This window comes from Streptomyces sp. NPDC005496 (assembly GCF_042872045.1).
In the GTDB taxonomy this organism is placed as follows: domain Bacteria; phylum Actinomycetota; class Actinomycetes; order Streptomycetales; family Streptomycetaceae; genus Streptomyces.
This window is the reverse complement of record NZ_JBIAJQ010000014.1, coordinates 116,042-141,515: the sequence shown is the minus strand read 5'-3', so window position 1 is coordinate 141,515 and position 25,474 is coordinate 116,042. Positions and strand designations below refer to the sequence as shown.

Here is a 25,474-nt window from a genome sequence, read left to right as displayed (position 1 = left end):
CGGGCCCGCTCATCTCGCCGGTCTCACAGGGCGCGTGCGGCATACGCCCTGACGTCCGCGTCGGTGTCCGAGGTGGCCGTGGCGAGGGCGGCGCGGGCGTCCTCGTGGGACCCGGTGTGCCGGACCAGTGCGAGGACGGCTGCCTTGCGGACGTCGGCGTTCGGGTCCCGGAGTGCACCGGCCAGGGCGGGGACGGCGACCTCGGGGTCGGCGCCGGACAGCGCGGTGGCGGCGCCCGACCTGACCTGCCAGGCCGGATCGGTACCGGCGGCGACGGCACGGGCGGCGAGCGCGGGCGGGCAGCCGGTGGTGGCCAGCGCCTCGTAGGCGGCGGCGCGGACGAGGGCGTCGGAGTCCCCGGTGAGCCGGCCGAGCGCGCCCTCGACGGCGCCCGACGGGCTCACCCCGGCGAGGGCCTTGGCCACGGTGACGCGGACCTCGCGGGACGGGTCCCCCGCGGCGGCGAGCAGCGGCCCCGCCGCGTCCACCGAGACCAGGCCCCGGACGCCCGCGATGCGGACGGCGGTGTCGGGGTCGTCCAGGGCATCGGCGTAGACGCCGGGGGAGCCGAGGCGCAGGGCGCGCAGGACGTCGAGCGCCGTGGTGCGGACGAGGGGGTCCTCCCCGGCGAGGGCGTGCACCAGGGTGTCGTGCAGGGCCGGTTCGGGGGTGAGGGTCTCGACGAGTTCGCGCAGCGACGCGGCGGCGGTGGCGCGGACGTCGCCGTCGGGGTCGCGCAGGGCGGCGCCGACGGCGGGACCGGTGCCGGGCGGGGTCGTCTCGGTGAGGAGGGCGACGGCGGCACGGCGCACGGCGGGCTCGGGGTCGGCCAGATAGGGCCGTACGGCGGAGAGCTCGGGCTCGTCCTCGGTGAGGGCGACTAGTTCCAGCAGCCGGGGTGAGGCCGCCGCGCGCGCGTCACCGGCGCGACCCTCGGCGCCCGCGCTCCCCGCGTCACCGTCGAGGCGGAGGGAGTCGTCCGACGCCGACTGTTCCGTCCCCGTCGCCCCCGGAGCCGCCCCGGGAGTTGACGCCGCCACCGGTGCCGCGTCGCGTGGCCCGGCGGTGGCGACGCCCTCCGGGTGGACCTCGCCGAGGTGGCGGGACGGGCCCCCGGAGGGGGTGAAGCCCTCGACGGGGACCAGATAAGGGGCCACGGGGCGGGCCGTGAACTCCATCGCGCCGGAGGGGGACTTGCGCAGGTCGAGATGGTGGAACCAGGCGTCGTCGTCCCGCGCGGGGTGGTCCGTGCGGTCGTGGTAGAGACCCCAGCGGGACTCCGTGCGGGCGAGCGAGGCACGGGCGGCCATCTCCGCGCAGTCACGGATGAAGGTGACCTCGGCGCACCGCATGAGCTCGTGCGGGGTGCGGGCGCCCATGGCGGCGACGTCCGCGCGCATCCGCTCGAAGGCGTCGAGGGCGAGCGAGAGACGGGCGCCGGACTTCGGCGGGGCGACGTAGTCGTTGACGAAGCGGCGGAGCTTGTACTCGACCTGGGGCTGCGGCGGGCCGTCCGGGTTGCGCAGCGGGCGGTAGATCAGCTCGTGCGCCTCCCGCAGCTGGTCCTGCGGCAGTGTGCCCTCGTAGGCGCGGTGGCGGGCGGCGTCCGCGCCGGCCAGGTCGCCGAAGACGAACGCGCCGATCATGTAGTTGTGGGGGACGCAGGCCAGGTCCCCGGCGGCGTACAGGCGCGGCACGGTCGTGCGGGCGTGCTCGTCGACCCGTACGCCGGACGCGGAGTGGCCACCGCACAGGCCGATCTCGGAGATGTGCATCTCGATGTCGTGGGTGCGGTAGTCGTGGCCGCGGCCCGCGTGGAAGGTGCCGCGGGTGGGGCGCTCGGTCGTGTGCAGGATGGATTCGAGCGCGCTGACCGACTCCTCGGGGAGGTGGCTCAGCTTGAGGTACACCGGGCCCCGGTCGCTCGCGACCTCCGCGGCGAACTCGGCCATCATCTGGCCCGACCAGTAGTCGGAGTCGACGAAGCGTTCACCGTGCCGGTTGACCTGGTAGCCGCCGAAGGGGTTGGCGACGTAGGCGCAGGCGGGGCCGTTGTAGTCCTTGATGAGCGGGTTGATCTGGAAGCACTCGATGCCGGTGAGCTCGGCGCCCGCGTGATAGGCCATGGCGTAGCCGTCACCGGCGTTGGTGGGGTTCTCGTAGGTGCCGTAGAGGTAGCCGGAGGCGGGCAGCCCGAGACGGCCGCAGGCGCCGGTCGCGAGGACGACCGCCCCGGCGCGCACGGTGACGAACCGCCCGGTGCGGGTGTCGAAGCCCGCCGCGCCCACCGCGCGTCCCTCGGCGGTGAGCACCCGGACCGGCATGACGCGGTTCTCGATGCGGATCCGCTCGCGCATCTCGCGGCGCCGCAGCTGCCGGTAGAGGACCTTCTTGACGTCCTTGCCCTCGGGCATCGGCAGCACGTACGAGCCGGAGCGGTGCACCTGTCGGACCGCGTACTCGCCGTGCTCGTCCTTCTCGAACTTGACGCCGTAGGACTCCAGCCGCTGGACCATCGCGAAGCCGCGGGTCGCGGTCTGGCGGACGGTGGACTGGTCGACGATGCCGTCGTTGGCGCGGGTGATCTCGGCGACGTAGTCGTCCGGCTCGGCACGGCCGGGGACGACCGCGTTGTTGACGCCGTCCATGCCCATGGCGAGGGCGCCGGAGTGGCGGACGTGCGCCTTCTCCAGGAGGAGGACGTCCGCGCCGTGCTCGGCGGCGGTCAGTGCCGCCATGGTGCCGGCCGTGCCGCCGCCGATGACGAGGACGTCGCAGGTCAGCTCCTCGGCGTCCGCGAGGGAGGGGATCGCCGGGAGGGTGTCCGCGAGGGACCGGCGGCCGGTGTCCGCAGGGGTGTCCACGGGGGTCTGCACGGGCGTGCCTTTCAGTTGCCGAGTGACGTGAGGACCTCGCGCCGCAGGGCGAGCCGCGCCGGGTCGTCGTGTGCGGAGCGTTCGCGGGGCCGTGGTACCGGGCGTACGGCGAGGAGGCCGCCCGCGGTGCCGGACCCGCCGGTGTCGCCCCCACCGGCGCGGGTGGAGCCGAGCAGGGCGACCCGGTCGCCGAGGAACAGGGCCTCGTCCACGTCGTGGGTGACGAAGACGACGGTGGCGCCGGTGCCGTGCAGCACCTCGACGAGGAGGTCCTGCATGCCGGCCCTGGTCTGGGCGTCGAGGGCGCCGAAGGGTTCGTCCATCAGGACGGCACGGGGGCGTCCGGCCAGGGCGCGGGCGAGCTGGACGCGCTGGCGCTGGCCCCCGGAGACGCGGTGCGGCAGATGCCGCGCACGGTCGCCGAGGCCGACGCGGGCGAGCCAGGCGTCGGCCTGGGACCTGCGGTCGGCGCGGGACGAGCCTTGAATGGCCAGCGGGAGTTCGATGTTGGCGCGCAGGGTGCGCCAGGGCAGGAGGGCGTCCTCCTGGAAGACGAGGGCGCGGTCGGCGGAGGGGGCCACCAGGGGGCGGCCGTCCTCGGTGACCGTGCCGGCGAGGGCGGGCAGCAGCCCGGCGAGGGTGCGCAGCAGGGTCGACTTGCCGCAGCCCGAGGGGCCGACGACGGTCAGGATCTCGCCGGGGGCGACGTCCAGGCCGACGTCTTCGAGGACCGGGGCGCCGGGGCGGCCCAGCGCGGCGCCGGTGAGGGTCAGCCGGGTTCCGTGCGGCGGGGCGAGGAACCCGGCGACCGAGGCGCCGGACGCCCCGGCCGCCTCGGACGCGGCGGCACCGGACGCCCCGGCGGCATCGGACGCACCGGAAGCACCGGTGGCACCGGTGGCACCGGACACCCCGGACGCCTCGGCGGCACTGAAAGTCCCGGACTCCTCGGCCGGGTCGGTCGCCGGGTATGCCCCGGACGGGCCGGTCGCCCTAGACGAGGTGTTCATCCCGGGCCTCCTTCGCGGGTACGGGTGCGGTCGTCCGCGCGGGCGGGGGGACGGGGGCCGGCGCGGGAGTGCGCACCCGGGCTCCGGGGACGTATTCCGTGCGGGGCAGCCACCGGGTGGACCAGCGGCCGACCTGTTCGACGGCCGTGGAGGTGAGCCAGCCGAGCAGACCGATCGTCACCATGCCGACGAAGACGCCGGGGTAGTCGACGACCGTGTAGTCCTGCCAGGTGCGGTAGCCGACGCCGTACTCGCCGGAGATCATCTCGGCGGAGATCACGCAGATCCACGAGACGCCGATGCCGACGGACAGCCCGCCGAAGATCCCGGGCAGCGCGCCCGGCAGCACCACGGAGCGCAGGATCCGCCACCGGCCGCCGCCCATGGTGCGCACGGCCTCCTCCCAGACGGGGGCCAGCGCGCGCACCGCGTGCCGGGTGGAGACCAGGACGGGGAAGAACGCGGCGGCGCAGGTGATGAAGACGATGCCCTGCTCGTTGCTGGGGAACAGCAGGATGGCGACGGGGACCAGCGCGATGGCCGGGATGGGGCGGACCACCTCCAGGACGGGACCGAGCAGGTCCTCGGCGACGCGGGAGCGGGCCACCGCCACGCCCGTGGCGACACCCAGGACGGCGGCCAGGAGGAAGCCGGTGAGGATGCGGGTGAGGCTGTCGGTGAGGTCCGTCCAGTAGTCGTCCCCGCCGAGCCGGCCGCCGAAGGCGCGCGCCACGTCGGCGACGGTGGGGAACTGCGAGAAACGCAGCCAGAGATCGACGTCGAGGCTGGTCAGCAGCTGCCAGGCGGTGAGGGCGGCGGCGAGGGAGACGGCGCGCAGCGCGTACCGGCCGGCCCGGCCGCGGGCCCCGGTGCCGTACTCGGGGTGCCCGGTCACGACGCCCGCTCCAGGGCCTCGGCGTACGTGAGGGTGCGGGCGCCCGGGTGACCGGTGACGTACGCCCGGGCGGTCGCGGCCGTGACGAACGGCCGCAGGTCGTCGCCGTCCGCCACCCACACCGCCTTGTCCGCGAACCAGGGGGTGCCGGTCGTGGCGTCGGCGACGTACGCGGCGCGGACGGCGTCGCGGTGCCGGGCGACGTGCCGCAGGAGGGCGCCGGCGGAGGCGAACGTACGCGTCGTGCTGGCGCCCTTCGGCCACACCTCGCCCGCGGCCGGCGAGGGTCCGGCGGCGAGGGCGTCGGCGTACGCGGCGGACCCCAGTGCCTTCTTCACGTACCGGTCGTCGACGAAGGCGTCCACGTCGACGTCCCCGACGAGCTTCGCCGACCTCAGGACGGAGACGTCCTTCTTGAGCGCGGCGACGAGCGGGGGCTTGAGGGCGGGGCCGAAGGTGGCGATGCCGTGCGCGCCGTTGTAGAGGTAGACGACCTCGGCGGGCAGGCCGGTGGCCTTCGCGACCTTCTCCGCAGCGGTCACCGGATGGCCGTGCAGGTAGTCCGTCGCCTTCGACTGGGCCTTGAGGAAGGCCTCCAGCACGGCGGGGCGCCGCCGCGCGAAGTCCTCGCGGGCGGTGACGCCGTGGAACGTCGGCAGCTTCAGCGCGGCGCCGTCGTACAGGGCCTTCGCCTTGCCCTGGTGGGCGAGCAGGCCGGGCCAGGCGACGAACTGGGAGAGGGCGTCGGCACTGCCGGCGGAGAGCGCGGAAGCGCCCACCGCGGGCTGCTGGTTGAGCTTGCGGATGCCCTTCTCGGGGTCGATCCCGGCGCGCCGCAGCGCCCGGACGAGGGTGCCGTCGGCGGCCGAGCCGACACTCGTCGACACCTTCTTGCCGCGCAGGTCGGCGAGGGAGTCCAGCTTGGAGTCCGGCGCGGTGACGATGGTGTTGAGGCCGCCGCTCAGGTTGTAGCCGGTGACGGAGACGAGCCGCGTCGGGCGGTCGAGCTGCCGTCCGCGCGCGGCGTTGATGAGCAGCGGGAAGTCGCCCATCGAGCCGATGTCGATCTTCCCGGCGGTCATCTGGGCGGTGATCGGGGCGCCGGTCGCGTAGTCCTGCCAGGCCACCTTGTAGGTGGTGCCGTCGCCGAGGGCGTTCAGCTCCCGCTCGAAGTAGCCGAGGGAGCGGAGCAGGGTGCCCGCCGTGACGGTGTTGATCGTCTTGGACTGGTAGCCGACGGTGACGGTGACGGTGGAGCCGTCGCCGGCCTCGGCGTCACCGCCGCAGCCGGCGAGGGGGAGCAGGATCAGGGCGGCGGTCGCCGCGGCCGCGGTGCGCTTCAGGGGAGTTCGCATGGGAGTCGGGGCCTTCCACCGGTGCGGTTCGAGGGGTCAGCGGAGCAGGTAGGGCATGTTGACCGTGACGGCGCCGGTGGGGCAGCGGGCCGCGCACGGGCCGCAGTACCAGCACTCGTCGACGTGCATGTACGCCTTGCCGTTGCTCTCGTCGATGGCGAGGGAGTCCAGCGGGCACATGTCGACGCAGAGGGTGCAGCCGTCGATGCACTTCGACTCGTCGATGGTCACGGGCACGTCGGCCCGCTGGGGCGCCAAAGGCATGGCTGTCTCCAGGAATCGGTACGCGGGAAGGTGGCCGCGGGACGGCGCGGCACCGGAGCGGGGGCGCCGCGGCGGGGCCGCCCGCGGCGGGCGGGACTACAGCAGGCGGCGCAACTGACCGCTCATGGTGATGCGGTCGCCGCGGAAGCGGATGAACTCCAGGTCGACGGGGCGGCCGTCACAGAGATGGGTGAGGCGTTCCAGCATCAGCACGGCCGTGCCGCGCGGTGCCTCCAGTACGGCCGCGGAGTGCGCGTCCGCGTTCACGGCCTCCAGGGTGATCTCGGCGTGCCCGAGCGGCCGGCCGGTGATCGACTCCAGGAGCCGGAAGACGTCCGTGTTCTCCAGGTCGGCGCCGAGCAGGGCGGTGCCGATGTCGAGGGGGATGTAGGTGAGGTCGAGGGAGAGGGGCAGACCGTCCAGGCGGCGCAGGCGCTCGATGTAGAGGACGTCGGAGCCGGACGGCACGCCCAGGCGTTCGGCGACCGGGGCCGGTGCGGCGACCGGGCCGGCGGTCCGCACCTCGTTGCTGACCTGGCCGTGTTCGCGCAGGGTCTCCGCGAGTCCCATCAGCCGGTCGAGTCCGTGCGCGTACTTCTGGGCGGCGACGACCGTGCCGACGCCGGGCACCCGGGTGACCAGGCCCTCGGCGCGCAGCAGGTCCAGGGCCTGGCGGACGGTGTTGCGGGAGGCGCGGTAGTCGTCACCGATCGCCGCCTCGTGCGGGAGCGTGCCGTCCGGGAAGCCGCCGGCCAGCACCTGATGGCGCAGCAGGTCGGCGAGCTGCCTCGCCCGGTCCGCACGCAGCCGCCGCCGGCGGGCGGCGACGGTGGTCGCGCCTGCTCCGGCGTGCTCTCGGATACGTTCGGTGGGCATGCGAGGGACCATACCCACGGGGTGCGGGCCGTGGTGTTGCCGCAGTGTTGCGCCACCTGCGCCATGGAGCGGGACCGGTCTGACCTGCGGTTCTTTCATCCACCGGGCAAGATCTGCCACCGGCACGGCCACTGCCGGCGCCACCGGCACAGCCACCGCCGGTGCCACCCCGCAGGCCCCGCCCGGTCCGCGCCGTCGCCGGGTGCACCGCCGCCCCCGTCACCGTCACCGTCGCCGTCACCCTCCGTCCCGGCGCCGGTGGAGCGCGCAGCGGTTCGCGTGTGTGCGTCACCGCCGCGGCCCGGCGGTGGTCAGCCCCTCGGGACGATCCTGCCGGTCACCTCGCCCAGTCCGACCCGGGTGCCGCCCGGACCGGGGGCCCAGGCCGTGAGGGTGACCTCGTCGCCGTCCTCCAGGAACGTCCGCTTGCCGTCGGGGAGTTCGAGGGCGTCGCGGCCGTTCCAGGTGAGCTCCAGCAGGGAACCGCGTTCACCCTCGGTGGGACCGCTGACCGTCCCCGACCCGTACAGGTCGCCGGTCCGCAGGGACGCCCCGTTGACCGTCATGTGCGTCAACTGCTGTGCCGCGGTCCAGTACATGGTGGAGAAGGGCGGCTCGGACACCGTGTGGCCGTTGATGGCCACGGAGATCCGCAGGTCGTAGCCGCCGGGGTCCTCGGCGGAGTCGTCCAGGTAGGGCAGCAGCGGGTGGGTGCGCGCGGGCGGCGCGACCCGGGCGTCCTCCAGCGCGTCGAGCGGGGTGATCCAGGCCGACACCGAGGTGGCGAAGGACTTGCCGAGGAAGGGCCCGAGCGGGACGTACTCCCAGGCCTGGATGTCGCGCGCCGACCAGTCGTTGAGGAGGCAGAGGCCGAACACGTGGTCGCGGAAGGCCGACAGGGGGACCGGGGCGCCCGGCGCGGAGGGGGCGCCGACGACGAAGCCGACCTCCGCCTCGATGTCCAGGCGCACCGACGGGCCGAACACCGGGGCCGCGTCCGCGGGGGCCTTGCGCTGGCCCGACGGCCGGATCACGTCGGTCCCCGACACCACGACGGTGCCGGACCGGCCGTGGTAACCGATCGGCAGGTGCTTCCAGTTGGGCGTGAGGGAGTCCTCGGCGTCCGGGCGGAAGATCTGCCCGACGTTGCGGGCGTGGTTCTCGGAGGCGTAGAAGTCGACGTAGTCCGCGACCTCGAACGGCAGGTGCAGGGTCACCTCGGAGAGCGGGTGCAGCAGGGGCTCGATCGTCTCCCGGTGGGCCGGGACCGTCACCCACGCGGTGAGGGCGCGCCGTACGTCGGACCAGGCCGTGGGGCCCGCCGCCAGCAGGGGGTTCAGGCTCGGCTGCGCGAGCAGGGCCTCGTAGGGGGAGCCGAGGGCCCGCGCCGCGGCGCCCGCGTCGAGCACGCGGTCCCCGAGCCGGACCCCCACCCGCCGCGCGCCGGGAGCCGCCGGGTCGCCGGAACCCGCCGGGGAGAACACGCCGTACGGAAGGTTGTGCGGACCGAAGGGGTCGCCCTCGGGGACATCGAAGGGGGGCATCGGGTGCTGCCTCGCTTTCGTGCTCGCCTGTGATCCATGTGTTCCACGCGTTCCATGTGGTCGCGGCACACGTTACGTGGGAGAGACGACCGGAGACAGGTCCCGTGGCGCTCGGCTCACCGTGCCTGAAGAGTGCGCAATGTCCGTTCAGGCCGTACCGGTGTCCTGTGGTCCCCGTCGATCCCCGTACCGGTGAAGGGCGTTGCTGTCGGGATACCGGACGTCGTCCGGTTCACGCCGGGCCGTTGGGGCGGCGGGTCCGTATTCTTCGGATCATGGCCGCTCCGACTGCATATTCACTCATCGCCACTGACCTGGACGGAACGCTGCTGCGCGGCGACGACACCCTCTCCGGGAGGACGCGGGCCGCGCTGGCGCGGGTGGCCGGGGCGGGCGGCCGGCATCTGGTGGTGACGGGGCGCCCGGCGCCGAGAGTGCGCCCGCTGCTGGAGCAACTCGGCGGCGAGGGGCTCGCGGTGTGCGGTCAGGGCGCGCAGCTGTACGACGCCGGCACCGGCCGTCTGCTGTGGTCGGTGACCCTGGACCGGGAGCTGGCCGAGACCGCGCTCGGCAAGATCGAGGCCGAGGTCGGGGAGGTCTACGCGGCCGTGGACCAGGACGGGGTGGACGGGCTCACCCTCATCGAGCCGGGCTATCTGATGCCGCACCCGACGCTGCCCGCGGTGCGGGTGCGGCGCCGTGACGACCTGTGGACGCGGCCCATCAGCAAGGTGCTGCTCCGCCACCCCTCGCTGTCCGACGACGAGTTGGCGTCGGTGGCGCGAATGACGGTCGATTCGCTGGCGACGGTCACCATGTCGGGTCCGGGCACCGTCGAACTCCAGCCATACGGCGTGACCAAGGCGACGGGCCTCGCGCTCGCCGCCGGTCATCTCGGCCTGTCGCCGTCGGACACGATCGCGTTCGGGGACATGCCGAACGACATCCCGATGTTCGACTGGGCCGCCCACGGCGTCGCCATGGCCAACGCCCACCCCGAACTCAGGGCGGTTGCCGACGAGATCGCCCTCTCGAACGAGGACGACGGCATCGCGGTCGTCCTGGAACGGCTGTTCCCCGGCCCTGGGGACCGGGGAACAGCGGGCCTCGCGGTCCGGGGGGCCGCCGCCGCCCCGGGCCCGGCTCAGTAGGCGCCGAAGACGTTGTCGATCGAGCCGTACTTGTCGGCGGCGTAGTTGCAGGCGGCGGTGATGTTCGCGACCGGGTCGTACGGGTCCATCGACGTGCCGTCCACGTGGTAGGCGGCGAAGGTCGGGTCGATGACCTGGAGGAGGCCCTTGGACGGCGTGCCGGCCACGGCGTTGGAGTCCCAGTTGTTGATCGCCTGGGGGTTGCCCGAGGACTCCCGGATGATGTTGCGGTGGATGCCGTCGTAGCTGCCCGGTATGCCCTTCTGGGCCATGATGTCCAGGGCTTCCTTGATCCAGCCGTCCAGGTCGTTCGTGTACGTCTTCGCGGTCGCGGGCGCGGCGGCGGTCTTGGCCGTCGCGGCGGCCGTCGTCGCCGTCCCCTTCACGGTCTTCGTGCCCACCGTCAGCTTCAGGCCCGGCCGGATCATCGACGGGTTGCTGCCGATGACGGCGCGGTTGGCGTCGTACAGCTTCTTCCAGTCGCCGGTCTTGGCGTGCTCACGGGCGATCTTGGACAGGGTGTCGCCCAAGGCCACCTTGTAGGTGACGAGCTGGACCTGCGGGACGGCGGCCGGCACGGACTGCGCGGCCTGGGCCGGCTGTGCCGCCTGGGCGCCGGTGGCGCCGATCAGGGGGAGTACGAGTGCGGCTCCGCCCGCTCCCGCGGCGATGAACCCGCGGGTGAGGACGGTGTTTCGGGGACGACGGTGCTTGCCTCGAACGGCCATGGCGCGTTTTTTTCCTCTCCGGTGCCTGCGAGGTGAGCTGTCGGGTTCGGGCTGGGAGGTGCCCGGCCGCACATGACGTGCGACTTGACCCCAAGCCGTTCCGGGTGTCGCCGGACCGGCGCTTTCGTGGGTCCCCCGCTCCTGCCGTGCGTGGGTGGGTGGGGTCACCGAGCGGCGGCAGGATTAGGCGGGTCCGCTCGGATCGACGTGAACGTATGCGAGAGCACATGTCCGAAACAAGGCCCGATTTCCCGTGCCAAGGCATTTGATCTACCTCTGAACAGGGTGGAAATAGTCCGATTAGACCGGAACGTGAAACTCAACTTGCCTTTAGCAAAGGGAGACTTGTCGACTCGGGGTGGCCGAAAGATCGATTCGGGCGTGACCCATTTCACGCGACTAAGACATGTCAAAGCGTAAGCAAGGCAGGCAAGTCGGGCATTAACGGGCGACCGGGAGGCGCCGCCGGGTCACACCGGCCCGGGCGCGACGCGCGCCGCGCGCCTCGGGGCGGACGTGGCGCGGACCCCGGGGCGGACGGTGGCGCGTGCCCGGGCGGGCGGCGATGCGGGCCCCGGCACGGATGGTGGCGCGGACCCGGACGGGCGGCGACGCGGACCCGGGGCGGGCGGTGGCGGGTCCCCCGGCGCGGACCGCGGCGCGGGCGCGCGCGCCGGCCCCCGCCGCGTCCCTGACCTGGACGGCGGGGGCCGAACCGCCGGGTGTGGCTAGCCCGCCGTGCGCGGGATGCGCCGCTCCCACGTCCGGTGGAAGACGACCTCGTCCCCGTCGGTGCAGATCACCTCGTTCGAGGTGATGAACTCGCCCGCGTCGCAGCTGACTTCGGAGTGCGTCTCCACGTGGGCGTCCCACCCGGCGTCCGGCCGGTGCAGCCGGATCGACCAGTCCGAACGGGTCCGCGCGGACAGCGGATCCCACTCGCCGGTCGTGTATGTCTCCAGGGCGTCCTCCGTGACCTCCAGGCCGTCCGGGTACACCCGGGTGTCGCCGTGGCGCGGGTCGACCTCCAGGCGCCAGACGCCCGCGGCGACATCGCGCACGACCAGCCGCTCCGGGCGGGGCTCGTCCAGGGTCGCCGGGACGACCGCGCCCAGCGGCTCCGCCTCCTCCGGTTCGCCGAAGGTGATGGAGGGGTCCGACTCCCGTACGCGCACCGGCAGTTCGAGGGAGCTGCCCTCCGGGTGCAGGGTGAAACCGGTGTCCGAATCCGGCTGCGGCCAGATCCAGGGCCAGTACGCCGAGGAGACGGCGAGCCGGATGCGGTGGCCCGGCGGGAAGGCGTAGCCGATGGCGCTCAGCTCGAACGTCACGTCCTCGGTGGCGCCCGGCGGCCACTCCACCACCCGGTCCGTGCCCTCCCGGGCGCCGAGGTTGAGCACGCCCCGGGTGACGAGCGTGGACGCCCCGTCCGGGAACACGTCGCAGACCCGGGCGACGACCTGCCCGCGCGGCACGGGCGACGTCAGCCGCAGCCGGACCCGGGGCCGCCCGAGCACCCAGGTCTCCTCCCGCACCTCGAACTCGAAGCACGCCGACTTCGCGTCCTCGTCCCGCTGGTCCGGCGGGAGGTCCCCGTCGTCCCCGACGGGCAGGAAGCGGCCGGCGTCCAGCCCGGTGTGCAGCGGGGAGCGCACCGGCACGGGCACGCCCCGCAGCGCGTACGTCACCGGCGTCACCGTCGGCGCGGGCCAGGCGTCGTCACCCACCCAGCGGCCGGGCAGCACCGGGTGGACGGTGGCCGGAACGTGCGAGTCGCAGACGTACGCCCGCAGGAGCGGCTCGGACATCACACCGGTGCCCGAGGCGTCACCGGCCCCGGAGCCGGGCCGCAGCCAGTGGTCCCACCAGCGCAGCGTCTCCTGGAGGAAGCCGATCGCGGGGCCCGGCGGCAGCCCCCGGTCCGGGTACTGGTGCGACCAGGGCCCGATCAGCCCCCGTACCCGGTCGGCCGGGAGGTGCTCGACCAGCCGCAGGACCGTGTCCCGGTACGGGTCGTGCCAGCCGCCGACCGCCAGCACCGCGGCCCGCACCGAGCCGTAGTCCTCGCGCACGCTGCCGCGCCGCCAGTACGCGTCACGCGTCTGGTGCGCCAGCCAGGTGTGGACGAAGGGCTCCACGGCCTCCAGCCGCCGCACCCACATGTCGCGCCACATCACCTGGCCGACGTACCGGGGGTCCGGCGGCCGGCAGGCGAAGGCGAGCAGCGCCGCCGCGCGGGCCGGCATGTCGCCGGCCAGCACGGAACCGCCCAGGTAGTGCCGGTCGTTGTCGTAGCGGTCGTCCGTCGCGCAGACCGTGACGACGGCCTTCAGCGGCTCGGGTGCCAGGACCGCGACCTGGAGCGCGTCGAAGCCGCCCCAGGACAGCCCGAACATGCCGACCCGCCCGCTGCACCAGGGCTGGGCCGCGAGCCAGTTCACGACCTCGACGCCGTCGTCCGCCTCCACGCGCGCGTGCTCGTCCGCCGGCAGCCCCTCGGAGTTGCCGTGGCCGCGCACGTCCACCCGGACCGAGGCGTAGCCGTGGCCCGCGTACCAGGGGTGGCGCTGCCAGTCGCGCGGCGCGGTCCAGTCCGTCAGCCGGTACGGGAGGTACTCCAGGAGCGCCGCGACCGGCTCGTCGGTGACCGGGCGCCACACGCGCGCGTACAGGCGCGTCCCGTCCCGCAGCGGGATCAGGACGTCCTCGTGCGTCGTCCGGTAGGGGAACGACGTACGGATGCGGGTGCTCATCGCGCCGGCCCCGGGGGGCAGGCGGCCCGGCGGCCGGGCCGGACACGCGGTGCGCCGGACGTGTGCGCCCGGCCAGGTGACGGAGACGGTGCCGTCCGTGCCGGACACGCCGGGACACTCCGTACGCGCCCGGTCCCGCGCCGCACCCGTCCGCCCTCCCGCGGCGGACGGCCGCCGGGACCGGACCCCCCGGGGCGGGTACGGGGTCCCGGACCGGGCTCCGGGCCCGGCCCGCGGCCCGGTCCGGCGGTGACGCTGCGTCGAGACACGAGAGCCTTCCGGTGGAGTCGGTACATGTCCGGTCATATCAGGTGATCAAGAACATACCGCTCGTGGTGCCGCGCCGCCCGGCCATGAGTGCGCCCCCTGGGGGAGGGAAGTCGTAGGTGGGGGCGGTGGGCGCTCGTGGTGATCGAAACGTGACCGGATACGCTGACTTGAGTGATGGCAGCGACACATCGACAAACCGTGTCATCGACCGAATGATCGACCGAGTTCGCCATGTGATCGTCAGCAGACAGGAGAACCTCTCGTGACCGTCGTCGGGCCGTTCGGGCTGAGCGTGCGGGACCAGGCTCTCGAAGCCGATGTCCAGGCCGGATTGGCGGCTGTCGAGGAGGGTTTGCTCGAAGCCACCAAGAGCGAGGTCCCTTTCATCACGGAGGCCGCCCAGCACCTCGTGCGGGCCGGCGGCAAGCGGTTCAGGCCGCTGCTGGTGATGCTCGCGGCGCAGTTCGGGGACCGCCACGCGCCGGGCATCGTGCCCTCGGCCGTCGTCGTCGAACTGACCCACCTCGCGACGCTGTACCACGACGACGTGATGGACGAGGCCGAGGTGCGCCGCGGGGTGCCCAGCGCCAACACCCGCTGGAACAACTCGATCGCCGTCCTCACCGGCGACTTCCTCTTCGCCCGCGCCTCGCACATCCTGGCCGACCTCGGCCCCGAGGCCGTCCGCGTCCAGGCCGAGGCGTTCGAGCGGCTGGTCACCGGCCAGATCCTGGAGACCGCGGGACCCCGCGACGAGCGCGACCCGATCGACCACTACCTCGACGTGCTCAGCGGCAAGACCGGCTCCCTGGTCGCAGTGGCCTGCCGCTTCGGGGCGATGATGTCGGGCGCCGACGAGACGGTCGTCGACGTGCTCACGCAGTACGGCGAGCGGCTCGGCGTCGCCTTCCAGCTCGCCGACGACGTCCTGGACATCGCCTCCGACTCGCACGAGTCGGGCAAGACGCCGGGGACGGACCTGCGCGAGGGCATCCCGACGCTGCCGGTGCTGCGGCTGCGCGAGCGGGTGGCCCGCCTCGGGCTCGCCGAGGACATCGCGCTGTGCGAGCTGCTCGACTCCGACCTGACGGACGACGCCCGGCACGCCGAGGCGCTGTCCCGGCTGCGGGCGCACCCCGCGCTGGAGCAGGCCCGCCGGGACACCGTGCGGTACGCGGAGGACGCGCGGGCCGCGCTGGCGCCGCTGGTCGAGTGCGACGCCAAGGCGGCCCTGCTGGAGCTGTGCGACGCGGTGGTCCACCGGGCCGGATGACGCCGGGCGGCCGTCCGGCGACCGCACCCCGCGCAGTCTCCCCTCGCCCGGCCCGTGTACGCCGTACGAGGCATCTCGGTGTGGCGCAGGTCACATCGCTCACCTTGAGTCCGCTCTCGTATCCGCTCCGTAGCTCTCTGTGGAGGCCGGCGCAGGGGGTGTCGGCCGGGACACGGGGAGACAGCGGAATCATGGGACCGAACCTCACGCCCGCGGGGCGTCGCACGAAGCTGGTCATCGGCGGAGCCGCACTGGCGGCGGCCGCCGGGATCGCCGTCGCCGCCGCCCCGGGGGTCGCCGCGCAAGGAGTCGCACCCGAGAGCGCGCAGGAGGGTGCGACCGTCCTGGCGGCCGCGCTGCGCGGCGCCGACGAGGTGCCCGCCGACGGAGACGAGAACGGCTCGGCCCTGGAGTTCATCAGGATCGACGGCGACCGGGTGTCCGTCGCCGTGAGCTGGCGCGGCATCGGCAAACCGACCCGGCTGCACCTGCACGAGGGCGCCAAGGGCACCTCCGGCGGCGTCGCGGTGGACTTCACCCGGCTGCTCGACAAGGGCGGCCTTCACCGCGCCGCCGGCACGGTGAAGGTCGAGGACGCGGCCCTGCTCCAGCGGCTGCGGAGCGCCCCCGGCGGGTTCTACGCCAACCTGCACACCGCCGCGTTTCCGGGCGGCGCCGTCCGCGGTCAGCTCCACCAGGTCACCACCGACGTCGACTTCCGCCACGTGTTCGCCAACTTCCGGGCGTCCGTGGTCGAGGGCCGCCAGATCTACGAGTGCAAGCCCGCCGAGGGCGGCGGACACGCCTTCGCCCAGCGCGACGTCGGCGCCGTGCTCGACCGGCACATCGCGCACTCCTTCGTGGCGCCCAACTCCGGTACGCCGCAGTGGATCGCGCCCGACGGCAGCGCCGTCACCGGGGCGGTGCTCTCCAGGACCCCGAACGGCGCCGGGAACATCCCCGAACTGGACCTGAAGGCAACGGCGTCCGGGAAACCCCGCGGGCTGCTGGCCGGGACGGCGGAGATCCTGCGGCTCAACACCGTGGGCGGAGTGGCCCCGGCCGGGCCCTGCACCCCGGGCGCGACCGTGGGCGTCCCCTACCAGGCCGACTACGTGTTCGTGCAGCGCTGACGCCTTCCGCAGGCCGCCAGGGCGGTGTCTGCCCCATACGACCCCTACGGGTCGGGGGAGACACCGCCCGTTTGTGTCATACCGCAGCAGTACACGGAGTTGAGCCCGGGGTCTGACGCTTCTTCCCGGCGGATTTGGTCAGATGGAAAGCACCACTCCTCATCAATTCGGGTGAGAATGGCGGCGCAGGGGTGGACGAGGACAGTGACTGAAGGCCGCCGCCGATGACGGAGGTAAGGGCAGACATGGCACCGTACGAATCCGAGAACCCGTCGGCCGACGAAGCCGACGACGTGCGCGTGGGCCGGCGCAAGGCCGCCCGCTACGTCGTCCCGGTCGCGGTCGTGGGGGTGGCGGCGGCGACCATCGGGCTCGTCCCGGCACTCGCCGACTCCGGCGACCCCGACCTGCCGAAGATCACCGCGCAGCAACTCGTCGAGAAGATCGCGAAGTCGGACACCCAGCAGCTGTCCGGCACGGTGAAGATCAGCACCGATCTGGGGCTGCCCGACCTGGGCGGCCTGGCGGACAGCTTCGCCCCCGGCGCGGCCGGCAAGGGCGGTGACTCCTCCGCCGACCCGTCGTCCAAGCTCATGGAACTGGCCTCCGGCACGCACACCCTGCGCGTCGCCGCCGACGGCCCCGACAAGGGCAAGGTCTCGCTGCTGGACAAGGCCGCCGAGTACAGCGTCATCCACAACGGCGCGGACGTCTGGGCCTACGACAGCAAGTCGAACGAGGTGTACCACTCGACGGCTCCCGAGGGCTCGAAGAAGCCCGGGGCGCACGAGGACGTCCACGGCACGCCCCAGGAGCTGGCCGAGGAGGCGCTGAAGGCGGTCGACGACACGACGTCCGTGACCGTCGACGGCACCGCGCAGGTCGCGGGCCGCGACGCCTACCGGCTCGTCGTCAAGCCGAAGCAGTCCGGCTCCACCGTCGGCGCGATCACCATCGCCGTGGACGCGAAGACCGGGACGCCGCTGAAGTTCACGCTCACCCCCTCCAGCGGCGGTGCCGCGGTCGTGGACGCGGGCTTCACCCAGGTCGACTTCGCCCGGCCGGCGGCGAAGACCTTCGACTTCACCCCGCCGAAGGGCGCGAAGGTCACCGAGGAGGGCGCCGGGGAGGGCGCCGGGGCCGAGGGCCCGAAGTCCCTGCCCGGGTCCGGGTCCGTCCACAAGGGCGACGAGGACTTCGCCAAGGGGCCGGACGGGCTGAAGACCATCGGCGAGGGCTGGGACACGATCGCCCACTTCGACACGGGCGGCCAGGGCCTGCCGTCGGAGTCCTCCGGCAACAGCGACGTCTCCGGGTTCCTGAACTCCCTCGGGGACCAGGTCAGCGGGAAGTTCGGCTCCGGCACGGTCTTCTCGACGCGCCTGGTCAACGCGCTGATCACGGACGACGGCCAGGTGTACGCCGGTGCCGTCACCAAGGAAGCGCTGGTGAAGGCGGCCGACGCCGCCGCGAAGTAGGCCCGCGCGGCCGAGGCCCGACGAATCGAGGGAACGCATGGAGGAGCCGTCCGCCGCGGAGCCGGACACGGTGATCGCCACACGCGCGCTCACCAAGCGCTACCGCGGCGGACAGCTCGCCGTCGACGGCCTCGATCTGACGGTCCCGGCGGGCAGCGTCTTCGGTTTCCTCGGGCCGAACGGCTCGGGCAAGACCACCACCATCCGCATGCTGATGGGCCTGATCGAGCCGACGTCCGGCACCGCGCGCGTACTGGGGCAGCCGATGCCCCGGTCCGCGCGCGCCGTGCTCCCGCACGTCGGCGCCCTCATCGAGGGCCCCGCCCTCTACGGCTTCCTCTCCGGTCGGGACAACCTCCTGCGGTACGACGCCGCCGACCCGACCGCCGATCCGCGCACCCGGCGCGCCCGCGTCGCCGCCGCCCTCGACCGGGTCGGCCTCGCCGCCGCCGCGGGCAAGAAGGCGAAGGCGTACTCCCTGGGCATGAAGCAGCGGCTGGGGCTCGCCGCCGCGCTCCTTCAGCCCCGGCACCTGCTCGTCCTCGACGAGCCGACCAACGGCCTGGACCCGCAGGGGATGCGCGAGATCCGTTCCCTGGTGCGGGAGTTGGCCTCGGACGGCGCCACCGTCTTCCTCTCCTCCCATCTGCTGGACGAGATCGAGCAGGTCTGCACGCACGCCGCGGTGATGGCGCGGGGCCGGCTGATCACCCAGGGGCCGGTGGCGGAGCTGGCGGCGGGGGCGCGCGGGCGGCTCGTGGTGACGACGCCCGACCCCGGTGAGGCGGCGCGCGTGCTGAAGGAGCAGGGGGTCGCCGACCTCGTGGTGACGGAGTCCGGGGTGAGCGCGGAGCCACCGGACCGCGATCCGGCCGAGCTGAACGCCGCGCTGGTGGCGGCGGGCGTGCGGGTGCGCGGCTTCGGGGTGCAGCGGGCGTCCCTGGAGGACGCGTTCGTGGCACTCACCGGGGAGGGCTTCGATGTCGCGGGCTGAGGCACCCACCGCTCCGGCCGGCACCGTACGCCGGCCGGGACCGCTGTGGACGCTCGGACTGTTCCGCAGCGAGCTGGTCACGACCTTCCGGCGCTGGCGCACCCTCGCGCTCCTGGCCGTGCTGGCCGCCGTGCCCGTCCTCATCGGCATCGCCATCAGGATCGAGACCGGCGACGGCTCGGCGGCCGGCGGCGGAGGCGGTGAGGGACCGGCGTTCATCTCGCAGATCACCAACAACGGCCTGTTCCTGGTGTTCACCGCGCTCGCCGCGACCCTGCCCTTCTTCCTGCCGATGGCGATCGGCGTCGTCGCGGGCGACGCGATCGCCGGCGAGGCCAACGCGGGCACCCTGCGCTACCTGCTGGTCGCCCCCGCCGGCCGCACCCGCCTGCTGGTCACCAAGTACGCGGCCGTACTGACCTTCTGTCTGGCCGCGACGCTCGTGGTGGCGGTCTCGGCGCTCGCGACCGGCGCCCTGCTGTTCCCGCTCGGTGAGCTGACGACGATCTCCGGGACCCGCATCGGCCTCGCCGAGGGGTTCGGCAGGGCCCTGCTCATCGCGCTGGCCGTCGCCGCCTCACTGATCGGCGTGGCGGCGCTCGGCCTGTTCGTCTCGACGCTGACCAACAGCGGCATCGCGGCGATGGCGACGACCGTCGGCCTGCTCATCACCGTGCAGATCCTCGACCAGATCCCCCAACTGCACGCCCTCCAGCCGTACTTCTTCTCCCACTACTGGCTGTCCTTCGCCGACCTCATGCGCGAGCCCGTCTACTGGGACGACCTGGTCCGCAACCTCGAACTCCAGGCCCTGTACGCGGCCGTGTTCGGCTCCGCGGCCTGGGCCCGGTTCACCGCGAAGGACATCACGGCGTAGCGCGTCGGCTCACACGCCCGCCGTCTCGGAGACCTCGTACGGGAAGCGGGCGAACGGCGCCTCGCCCGCGAAGAAGGTCTTGGCTCGGGCCAGCGCGGCCGAGTCGGCCAGTACGTCACCGGGCTTGCTGCCGTTGCCGAGGAGGACCCCGCCGAAGCGCATGCCCAGGTAGGCGGCCGAGTTGTTCAGCGCGCCGATCAGCGGGGCCGCCACCTCCTCCTCCGTGTGCGCCAGCGCCGTGACGCCCCACAGGGTGCGGCCGGCCATCGTCGCCTTGAAGTCGACGCCGGGCGTGCGCAGCCAGCCCGACCAGTGGTCCAGGTAGCGCTTCACGGGCGCGGACAGCGAGTACCAGTACAGCGGCGAGACGATCACGAGGTCGGTCGCCGCGAGGGTCGCGTCCAGCAGCGTGCCCGCCGGGCCCTCGGTGGGCCGGACGTGGTCGCTGTCGTGCCGCAGGTCCTCGAAGTCGGGGAGCGGATGGTCGGCCAGGCTCAGCCAGCGCTGCTCCACGTCGGCGGGCAACTGCTCGGCGGCGCGGCGGGCCAGCAGTTCCGTGTTGCCCTCGGTGCGGCTGCTGCCCAGGACGAAGAGGAAGGAACGGGACACGGCAAGCCCTCCGAATGCTCGGCGTACGACAATTACCTGCGTACGCAGTATATGCGCACGCATGCATCTCTGTCATCGGGAGCGGGGAACTGGGAGCCGGCCCTCCGGAACCCGCCTGCGGCCTGTCGGACGCCGGGGGCACGAGGGGTCACGCGGCCCCCGGGGGTTCCGGGGGCACGGGGGAGCGGAGTCCGGCGCGGCTCTCGGCGGCCCGCGCGACGGCCAGCAGCAGGGGTTCGGCGCCGTGCCGGGCCACCAGCTGGAGGCCGACCGGGCACCCGTCGGGCCCGAAGCCCGCAGGGACGCTCGCCGCGGGGTGTCCGCTGAGGTTGAACGCCCAGGTGAGCGCGGTGGAGTAACGGTCACCCGGACCGGCGTGGCCGTGCGGCGCGTTCGGCGTGACCGGCGTCAGCAGCAGCTCACAGCGGGCGAAGACCCCGGCGAGCCGCCGGTCGTTCTCGTCCCGGACGGGCCCCGCGGCGTCCGGACCCGCCCCGGGGGTGCGCAGGGCCAGCCAGGCGGGACCGGGGTCGACCAGCCGGACGTCCCCGGGAACGAGCCGTACGACCCCGGCACGCACGAGCCGCTCCACGGCGCCGTACGCGACGGCCGCCAGGGCCTCCGCCTCGGCGTCCCCACCGGCGAAGCCGAGACCGGACGACCAGAGGGCGGCGACGGGAACGGGCGCTCCGGCCGGGATGGCCTCCGGAACCGAGCCGGGGCGGACGGCGGGGGATGCCGGGCCCCTGTCCGGGAAGTTGGCCGGATCCGGGCCCTGGGTGGCGTACAGGGCGTCGGCGCGGGTCGGCGCGGGGGAGGGGGCCGGCGACGGGACGCCGCCGACGGGCGTGGTCCCCGTGCGGGCGCCGGACACCACGTGCCAGTACGCCGCGAGATCCGACGCGTGCCGGGCGACGGCGCCGGCCGCGGCCAGTCCCGTACGGTCCGACGACGGGAGGCGGCCGTTGGTGGTCTTCAGGCCGAGGACACCGCACCAGGCGGCGGGGATACGGACGGACCCGGCGCCGTCGGTGCCGGTCGCGACCGGCACCACGCCCGCGGCCACCGCGGCGGCGGCCCCGGCCGACGAACCGCCCGGACTCCGGTCGCCGCGCCAGGGGTTGACGGTCCGCCCGTGCGCGCCCAGCCCCCACGTCTGCCAGGGCGTGCCCGGGCCGGGCACGGACGTCGCCCCCACCGGCACGCAGCCCGCGTCGATCAGCGCGGCCGCCGCGCGCAGCCCGTGACGTCCCTTCACCGCGACCGGGACGCCCGCGAGCGCCGGACGTCCGCCCGCGGCCACCCACGCGTCCACCTCGCGGGCCCGGCGCAGCGCCCGCGTGCCCCAGACCTCGGTGAACGCGTGCAGGTACGGTTCCACCGCGTCGAGCCGTGCGAGGCAGACCGTGACCACGTCGACGGCGCTCACCTCGCGCGCACGTACGGCGGCGGCGATCTCCTCGGCCGACAGGGACCGGTAGACATCGGGGTCCATGCGTCCGCGTTCCTCCGGTCCGTCGGGCAGTTCTGCGGCGGGCGCCTCCCGGGGCGCCGCCGAGGGCAGGTCCGGGCGTGGGCTCAGCGCAGGCCGCGTCGTCCGGAGGGCGCGGCCGGTGCCCCGGTCAGCCGGGCCAGCGGCTCGCACTCGCGCGGTGGCTCCCCGCCCAGGTCGCCCACCCGCCACGCGGGCACCCACGGCACCTGGTAGACGTCGATCATCGCGCCGATCGCCTTCACGTGCTGGGCGAGGGGGCGCGGCAGACGGCCGGGCGCGTCGGCGACCAGGACGACGGCGTCGAGGTCGAGCCCCGGCGGTACGTCCCCGCGCCGGAAGGTGTCCAGGGTGTGCGAGACGGCCTCCAGCCCGGTGGCGTGCGTCCGCGCCACGAGGAGCAGCGAACCGGGCTCCCCCTGGTCGGGACGCGGCCAGTTGCGGCCCGCGTCGTGGCCGCCGAAAACCGTCGCGAGGGTCGTGGCGCCCGCCCCGCCGTGGGTGGCCACCCAGGCGAACCGGCGTGCGGTGACCGTGCCCGGTGCCCCCTGCGGCCGCTCCTGGTCCGGTCCGGTGACCGGCCCGCGTATCCAGACCTCGGGGCCCTGCGGCCCCTGCCCTGCGTTCCCCTGCATCGCTGTTCCCCCTCCGTCGGCGTCCGTCGATCTTCCCGGCCCCCCGGGGCGGTCCGGTACCGGGGGGAGCGGGTTCCTGGGACGAGCCTGTGACGCCCTGGTGACCCAGGAAACGGGAGGGAGGCTGGAGACTCAACTACAGGGGTGCGATCGGGCCTTGAGGTGACCGGTTCCCTCCCGGCCCACAACCGCGCACCGGCGACCGGCGTCCATGTCGGTCAGAGGGCCTTCACGACGGGGGACTTACCCCGGACCGGCTCGAAGTGAGCGTGTGAGGAGGGGTGTTGATGCACACGAGCGCGGTACCGGCCGCGGCCCCGCCCGCCGCGGGGACGGCTCGGCGTGCCGGCCCCCTTTTGAAAACGGTGTGTTCGGGTACGGGCAGGTCGAGGTGCGTGGCGGAGGTGACGTCGGTGGCGGTGCCCCTGTCGTCGGCGCCGTCGCCGGACCCGGCTGCCGGCCCTTCCTCCACTGACCGACCCGAGTGAGGGAACCGATGTCTCGATTCAGCCGCGAACACAAGCGGGAGCCCAAGCGGGGGCGGCAGGCACCCGTGGCGTCGGTTCCGGGGGCGAGGTCCGGGTCGGGCCTCACACCGATCGAGGTCCGCGTGACGGCGCGGGCCGGCGCGGGCGTGCCCGGCGACAGGAGTGCGGCGGCGCCCGCCTCGCGTGCGACGGTCGGCGGGATGCCGGTCGTCGTGAACGCCGGGGAGAGCGCCCAGGACGCCGTCCTGAACTACCTCCACCGGATCGCCCTCGCCACCGGCCACCCCGTCCTCGCCATGGTCCACGACGAGAGCATCGGCTACGTCGTCCCGCTCCAGGTGTACGTCGACGGCTCCAGCGAGTACGCGGGCAACCCGGTCCGCGTGGGCCCCCCGCCGGCCCCGCCCCAGGCCCCCGTCCCGGCTCCCCGGGAGGCGGCCACCGCGTCTCCGTCGCCCGTCCCGGCACCGGCGCGCATCCCGGGGTCACCCGAGGTGCCCGCACCGACGCCGTCGCCCGGCCCGGCGCCGGCTCACGGCCCCGGGTCACCTGAGGCGCCCGCGCCGACGTCGGCCGAGGCGCGCGTACCGGCGCCTGCGGCTGACGGTTCCTCTACGCCGGGCAGTGCCCGTCCGCCCGTTGCCGGGCCGGTTCCGGGACCCGCGCCCGCCCCGGCGCGCGTACCGGCGCCTGCGGCTGACGGTTCCTCTGCGCCGGGCAGTGCCCGTCCGCCCGTTGCCGGGCCGGTTCCGGGACCCGCGCCCGCCCCGGCGCGCGTACCGGCGCCTGCGGCTGACGGTTCCTCTGCGCCGGGCAGTGCCCGTCCGCCCGTTGCCGGGCCGGTCCCGGGACCCGCGCCCGCCCCGGCGCGCGTTCCGGCGCCTGCGGCCGACGGTGCCGCTACGCCGGGTGCTGCCCGTACGCACGGCACCGCGCCCGTGCCTGTGCCGGGCGCCACCCCCGGCACCGAGCCCAGCCCGATCCCCGCGCCCGCCGCGAACCCGGCCTCCCAGCCTCCCACCCGGGACAAGGCGACCCACCGGCTGAGGGCGGTCCCGGAGCCGGTGTCGGGGCCGCTCGCGCCGGGCACCCCGGCGTCCGAGCCGACGCCGAGGCCGCAGACCCCGGACCCGGCCGGACGCCCGTCCGCCCCCGCCGCCCCGAGCTCCCCGGCCCCGTCGCCCTCGGCCGCTCCCGCTCCCGCCCCGAGTCCGTCGGCACCCGCCGCTCCAGGCACCCCCGCGCCCAGCCCGTTGGCCCCGGCCGCGCCGTCGGCGTCCCCCGCGGACCCCTCACGTCCCGTGAGCCCCGCAGCCGCGGCGGCCCACGCGGCTCCCGCAGACCGGGCCCCCGCGAGTCACGTAACGTCCGCCACGCCCGGCGCCAAGCCGGGATCGCTCATACCGCCCGCTCCCGCCGCTCCCGGCGCGCCCGCTGCCGGGGCGCCCGTGCCGGACGGGCCGGTTCCCGCTGGTGCGGGACTGGAGGACGCCCCTGGGGCGAGCGCCACGAACGTGCCGACGTTCCCCCTGCGGGCCGTGCCCGAACCGGCCGCCGGCCCGGTGGCCGAGGGGACCCCCGCGACGTACGTGCTGCGGGCGGTCCCGGAGTCCGCCGGGAGCGTCTCCGGCACCGCGGGCCCCGCCCAGCTGCTCCCCGGCGCCTCCGGGCCGGAGCCCGCCGCCCCGGCCCCCGGCACCGTCTCCGCCCCGACCGGCGAGTTCGGCCCGGCACCGGAATCGGTCCCCGAGGCCCCCTCGGACGCGCCCGTGCCCGGGGAGGACCCGGCCCCCCTCACCGCTTTCGAGCGGGAGGACGAGCCCTACTCCGCGCCCGAGTGGAAGGTGATCCCCTCCTCCGGGCTCATCCCGATGGTGGAGACGGAGACGGAGATCGAGCCGCAGCCCGCGCCGGACTGGAAGCCGACCCCCACCCCGATCCCCGCGCGGCGCCCCGCCGGTCTCCCGGTCCTGGAGCCCGAGCCGGAGCAGGACCCCAGGCCCACGCCCGCCCGCGGTTTCGACGCCGTGGCCGAAGCCGTCCTCGCCCCGGCGACGGAGGGCGGCGGGACGGACACGGCGTCCCCCTTCGAGGCGGACGTGGCCCGGGTCAACGAAGCCGTGAAGCAGGGCCGGATAGAGGAAGCCGCCGGCATGGCCGAGCGCACCGTCGCCCAGGCGTCGGCGTCCTGGGGACCCGAACACCCCGAGGTGCTGAAGCTGCGCGAACTGACCTCGTACATCGCCTACTTGGCGGGTGACCCGCTCAGGTCGTTCCACCTGTCCCTCGACCTGGCCAGGCTGCACAGGCGGCTCGGCGACCCGGGTGCCGCGTACGGCAACGTGCAGAGCGCCGCGGCGGCCTGGCGCGCCGTCCGCGACCCGCTTCAGGGGCTGCACCTCGGACGGGACCTGATCGGCGTGTGGACGGAGCTCACGGCCGACGAGGGTCCGGCCGCGGAGGACCTGGAGCAACTGGAGAGCGCCCGCAACCGCATGGGCCGTCTCGCGGAGCGCGCCCGCTCCCTCCCGGACAACCCCTACACGCGCAGCCCGCGGCCCCCGGCCCCCTGAGCCGGCTCGCGGCACCTGGGTGACGCCGGGCGGGGGGGGGGGGGGCGCCCCCCCCCCCCCGGCCCCCCCCCCCCCCCCCGGCGCGCCCCCCCCCCCCCCCCCCCCCCCCCCCCCCCCCCCCCCCCCCCGCCGCCCCACCCCCCCCCCCCCCCCCCCCCCCCGCCCGCCCCCGCCCCCCCCCCCCCCCCCCCGCCCCCCCC

19 protein-coding genes and 1 riboswitch are annotated in these 25,474 nt (G+C 74.6%); of the genes, 7 read left to right on the top strand and 12 right to left on the bottom strand.

All coding sequences use genetic code 11. The annotated features are described in order from the left end of the window. Positions 1–23: 23 nt before the first annotated feature. The 7 genes from ACFYQQ_RS34855 to fahA form a co-directional block, all read right to left on the bottom strand. Entirely contained in the window at positions 24–2,876 is a 2,853-nt protein-coding gene (locus ACFYQQ_RS34855; RefSeq protein ID WP_388906548.1) for a fumarate reductase/succinate dehydrogenase flavoprotein subunit, read from the bottom strand. An 11-nt stretch (positions 2,877–2,887) separates the two neighbouring features. Next, complete coding sequence (locus ACFYQQ_RS34850) at positions 2,888–3,886, bottom strand: ABC transporter ATP-binding protein (protein WP_355791373.1); 999 nt, start codon at positions 3,884–3,886, stop codon at positions 2,888–2,890. Further along, complete coding sequence (locus ACFYQQ_RS34845) at positions 3,870–4,781, bottom strand: ABC transporter permease (RefSeq protein WP_355791371.1); 912 nt, start codon at positions 4,779–4,781, stop codon at positions 3,870–3,872. The genes ACFYQQ_RS34850 and ACFYQQ_RS34845 overlap by 17 nt, the downstream gene beginning before the upstream one ends. Beyond that, on the bottom strand, positions 4,778–6,124 hold the full coding sequence (locus ACFYQQ_RS34840; protein WP_388906638.1) for an ABC transporter substrate-binding protein: 1,347 nt from the start codon (positions 6,122–6,124) through the stop codon (positions 4,778–4,780). The genes ACFYQQ_RS34845 and ACFYQQ_RS34840 overlap by 4 nt, the downstream gene beginning before the upstream one ends. A 48-nt stretch (positions 6,125–6,172) precedes the next feature. Then, complete coding sequence (locus ACFYQQ_RS34835; protein ID WP_010986276.1) at positions 6,173–6,400, bottom strand: ferredoxin family protein; 228 nt, start codon at positions 6,398–6,400, stop codon at positions 6,173–6,175. A 96-nt stretch (positions 6,401–6,496) separates the two neighbouring features. After that, positions 6,497–7,276: a GntR family transcriptional regulator gene (locus tag ACFYQQ_RS34830; protein ID WP_355786557.1), complete on the bottom strand. Its 780-nt coding sequence runs from the start codon at positions 7,274–7,276 to the stop codon at positions 6,497–6,499. A 311-nt stretch (positions 7,277–7,587) separates the two neighbouring features. Beyond that, positions 7,588–8,820 carry a fumarylacetoacetase gene (gene fahA, locus ACFYQQ_RS34825; protein WP_355786554.1) on the bottom strand — a complete coding sequence of 411 codons (1,233 nt, stop codon included), beginning with the start codon at positions 8,818–8,820 and terminating at the stop codon, positions 7,588–7,590. Positions 8,821–9,095: 275 nt separating this feature from the next. On the opposite strand from fahA, the gene ACFYQQ_RS34820 reads away from it, so the two are divergent. After that, entirely contained in the window at positions 9,096–9,971 is an 876-nt protein-coding gene (locus ACFYQQ_RS34820) for an HAD family hydrolase (RefSeq protein WP_355786551.1), read from the top strand. Here the strand turns inward: ACFYQQ_RS34820 and ACFYQQ_RS34815 are convergent. Both ACFYQQ_RS34815 and ACFYQQ_RS34810 read right to left on the bottom strand, forming a co-directional pair. Then, complete coding sequence (locus ACFYQQ_RS34815) at positions 9,965–10,699, bottom strand: LysM peptidoglycan-binding domain-containing protein (protein WP_355786548.1); 735 nt, start codon at positions 10,697–10,699, stop codon at positions 9,965–9,967. The two genes, ACFYQQ_RS34820 and ACFYQQ_RS34815, sit on opposite strands and share 7 nt — an antisense overlap. A 7-nt stretch (positions 10,700–10,706) precedes the next feature. Next, positions 10,707–10,866: riboswitch (cyclic di-AMP (ydaO/yuaA leader) on the bottom strand. 561 nt (positions 10,867–11,427) lie between these two features. After that, a complete protein-coding gene (locus tag ACFYQQ_RS34810) occupies positions 11,428–13,452 on the bottom strand; it encodes a CocE/NonD family hydrolase (protein WP_388906636.1) in 2,025 nt (674 codons plus the stop codon). 532 nt (positions 13,453–13,984) lie between these two features. On the opposite strand from ACFYQQ_RS34810, the gene ACFYQQ_RS34805 reads away from it, so the two are divergent. The 5 genes from ACFYQQ_RS34805 to ACFYQQ_RS34785 all read left to right on the top strand — a co-directional run bounded on the left by ACFYQQ_RS34805 (position 13,985) and on the right by ACFYQQ_RS34785 (position 19,477). After that, positions 13,985–14,995 (top strand): polyprenyl synthetase family protein, encoded by a 1,011-nt coding sequence (locus tag ACFYQQ_RS34805; RefSeq protein ID WP_356167110.1) that lies wholly within the window; start codon positions 13,985–13,987, stop codon positions 14,993–14,995. Between the two features lie 191 nt (positions 14,996–15,186). Continuing rightward, the gene (locus tag ACFYQQ_RS34800) at positions 15,187–16,128 is read left to right on the top strand and encodes a CHRD domain-containing protein (protein ID WP_355788658.1); all 942 of its coding nucleotides are present in this window, start codon (positions 15,187–15,189) and stop codon (positions 16,126–16,128) included. Between the two features lie 245 nt (positions 16,129–16,373). Next, a complete protein-coding gene (locus ACFYQQ_RS34795; protein ID WP_355788655.1) occupies positions 16,374–17,606 on the top strand; it encodes a DUF2092 domain-containing protein in 1,233 nt (410 codons plus the stop codon). 37 nt (positions 17,607–17,643) lie between these two features. Further along, complete coding sequence (locus tag ACFYQQ_RS34790) at positions 17,644–18,600, top strand: ABC transporter ATP-binding protein (RefSeq protein WP_355788652.1); 957 nt, start codon at positions 17,644–17,646, stop codon at positions 18,598–18,600. After that, on the top strand, positions 18,587–19,477 hold the full coding sequence (locus tag ACFYQQ_RS34785; protein WP_355788649.1) for an ABC transporter permease: 891 nt from the start codon (positions 18,587–18,589) through the stop codon (positions 19,475–19,477). The genes ACFYQQ_RS34790 and ACFYQQ_RS34785 overlap by 14 nt, the downstream gene beginning before the upstream one ends. A 9-nt stretch (positions 19,478–19,486) precedes the next feature. Here the strand turns inward: ACFYQQ_RS34785 and ACFYQQ_RS34780 are convergent, their stop codons facing one another. The 3 genes from ACFYQQ_RS34780 to ACFYQQ_RS34770 form a co-directional block, all read right to left on the bottom strand. Beyond that, entirely contained in the window at positions 19,487–20,086 is a 600-nt protein-coding gene (locus ACFYQQ_RS34780; protein ID WP_355788647.1) for an NAD(P)H-dependent oxidoreductase, read from the bottom strand. 148 nt (positions 20,087–20,234) lie between these two features. Beyond that, positions 20,235–21,581, bottom strand: a complete 1,347-nt coding sequence (locus tag ACFYQQ_RS34775) for an amidase family protein (RefSeq protein ID WP_388906537.1) — start codon at positions 21,579–21,581, stop codon at positions 20,235–20,237. Positions 21,582–21,664: 83 nt separating this feature from the next. Further along, positions 21,665–22,213 carry a DUF6668 family protein gene (locus ACFYQQ_RS34770; protein WP_356167121.1) on the bottom strand — a complete coding sequence of 183 codons (549 nt, stop codon included), beginning with the start codon at positions 22,211–22,213 and terminating at the stop codon, positions 21,665–21,667. Positions 22,214–24,215: 2,002 nt separating this feature from the next. Between ACFYQQ_RS34770 and ACFYQQ_RS34765 the strand changes: the two genes are divergently transcribed. Continuing rightward, positions 24,216–25,274: a hypothetical protein gene (locus ACFYQQ_RS34765; protein ID WP_356242349.1), complete on the top strand. Its 1,059-nt coding sequence runs from the start codon at positions 24,216–24,218 to the stop codon at positions 25,272–25,274. Positions 25,275–25,474 lie beyond the last annotated feature (200 nt).

Coding starts and splice junctions, on each gene's coding strand:
- ACFYQQ_RS34850 (WP_355791373.1), bottom strand. CDS start 3,886: ATGAACACCTCGTCTAGGGCGACCGGCCCGTCCGGGGCATACCCGGCG.
- ACFYQQ_RS34835 (WP_010986276.1), bottom strand. CDS start 6,400: ATGCCTTTGGCGCCCCAGCGGGCCGACGTGCCCGTGACCATCGACGAG.
- ACFYQQ_RS34830 (WP_355786557.1), bottom strand. CDS start 7,276: ATGCCCACCGAACGTATCCGAGAGCACGCCGGAGCAGGCGCGACCACC.
- fahA (WP_355786554.1), bottom strand. CDS start 8,820: ATGCCCCCCTTCGATGTCCCCGAGGGCGACCCCTTCGGTCCGCACAAC.
- ACFYQQ_RS34820 (WP_355786551.1), top strand. CDS start 9,096: ATGGCCGCTCCGACTGCATATTCACTCATCGCCACTGACCTGGACGGA.
- ACFYQQ_RS34815 (WP_355786548.1), bottom strand. CDS start 10,699: ATGGCCGTTCGAGGCAAGCACCGTCGTCCCCGAAACACCGTCCTCACC.
- ACFYQQ_RS34810 (WP_388906636.1), bottom strand. CDS start 13,452: ATGAGCACCCGCATCCGTACGTCGTTCCCCTACCGGACGACGCACGAG.
- ACFYQQ_RS34800 (WP_355788658.1), top strand. CDS start 15,187: ATGGGACCGAACCTCACGCCCGCGGGGCGTCGCACGAAGCTGGTCATC.
- ACFYQQ_RS34795 (WP_355788655.1), top strand. CDS start 16,374: ATGGCACCGTACGAATCCGAGAACCCGTCGGCCGACGAAGCCGACGAC.
- ACFYQQ_RS34790 (WP_355788652.1), top strand. CDS start 17,644: ATGGAGGAGCCGTCCGCCGCGGAGCCGGACACGGTGATCGCCACACGC.
- ACFYQQ_RS34785 (WP_355788649.1), top strand. CDS start 18,587: ATGTCGCGGGCTGAGGCACCCACCGCTCCGGCCGGCACCGTACGCCGG.
- ACFYQQ_RS34775 (WP_388906537.1), bottom strand. CDS start 21,581: ATGGACCCCGATGTCTACCGGTCCCTGTCGGCCGAGGAGATCGCCGCC.
- ACFYQQ_RS34770 (WP_356167121.1), bottom strand. CDS start 22,213: ATGCAGGGGAACGCAGGGCAGGGGCCGCAGGGCCCCGAGGTCTGGATA.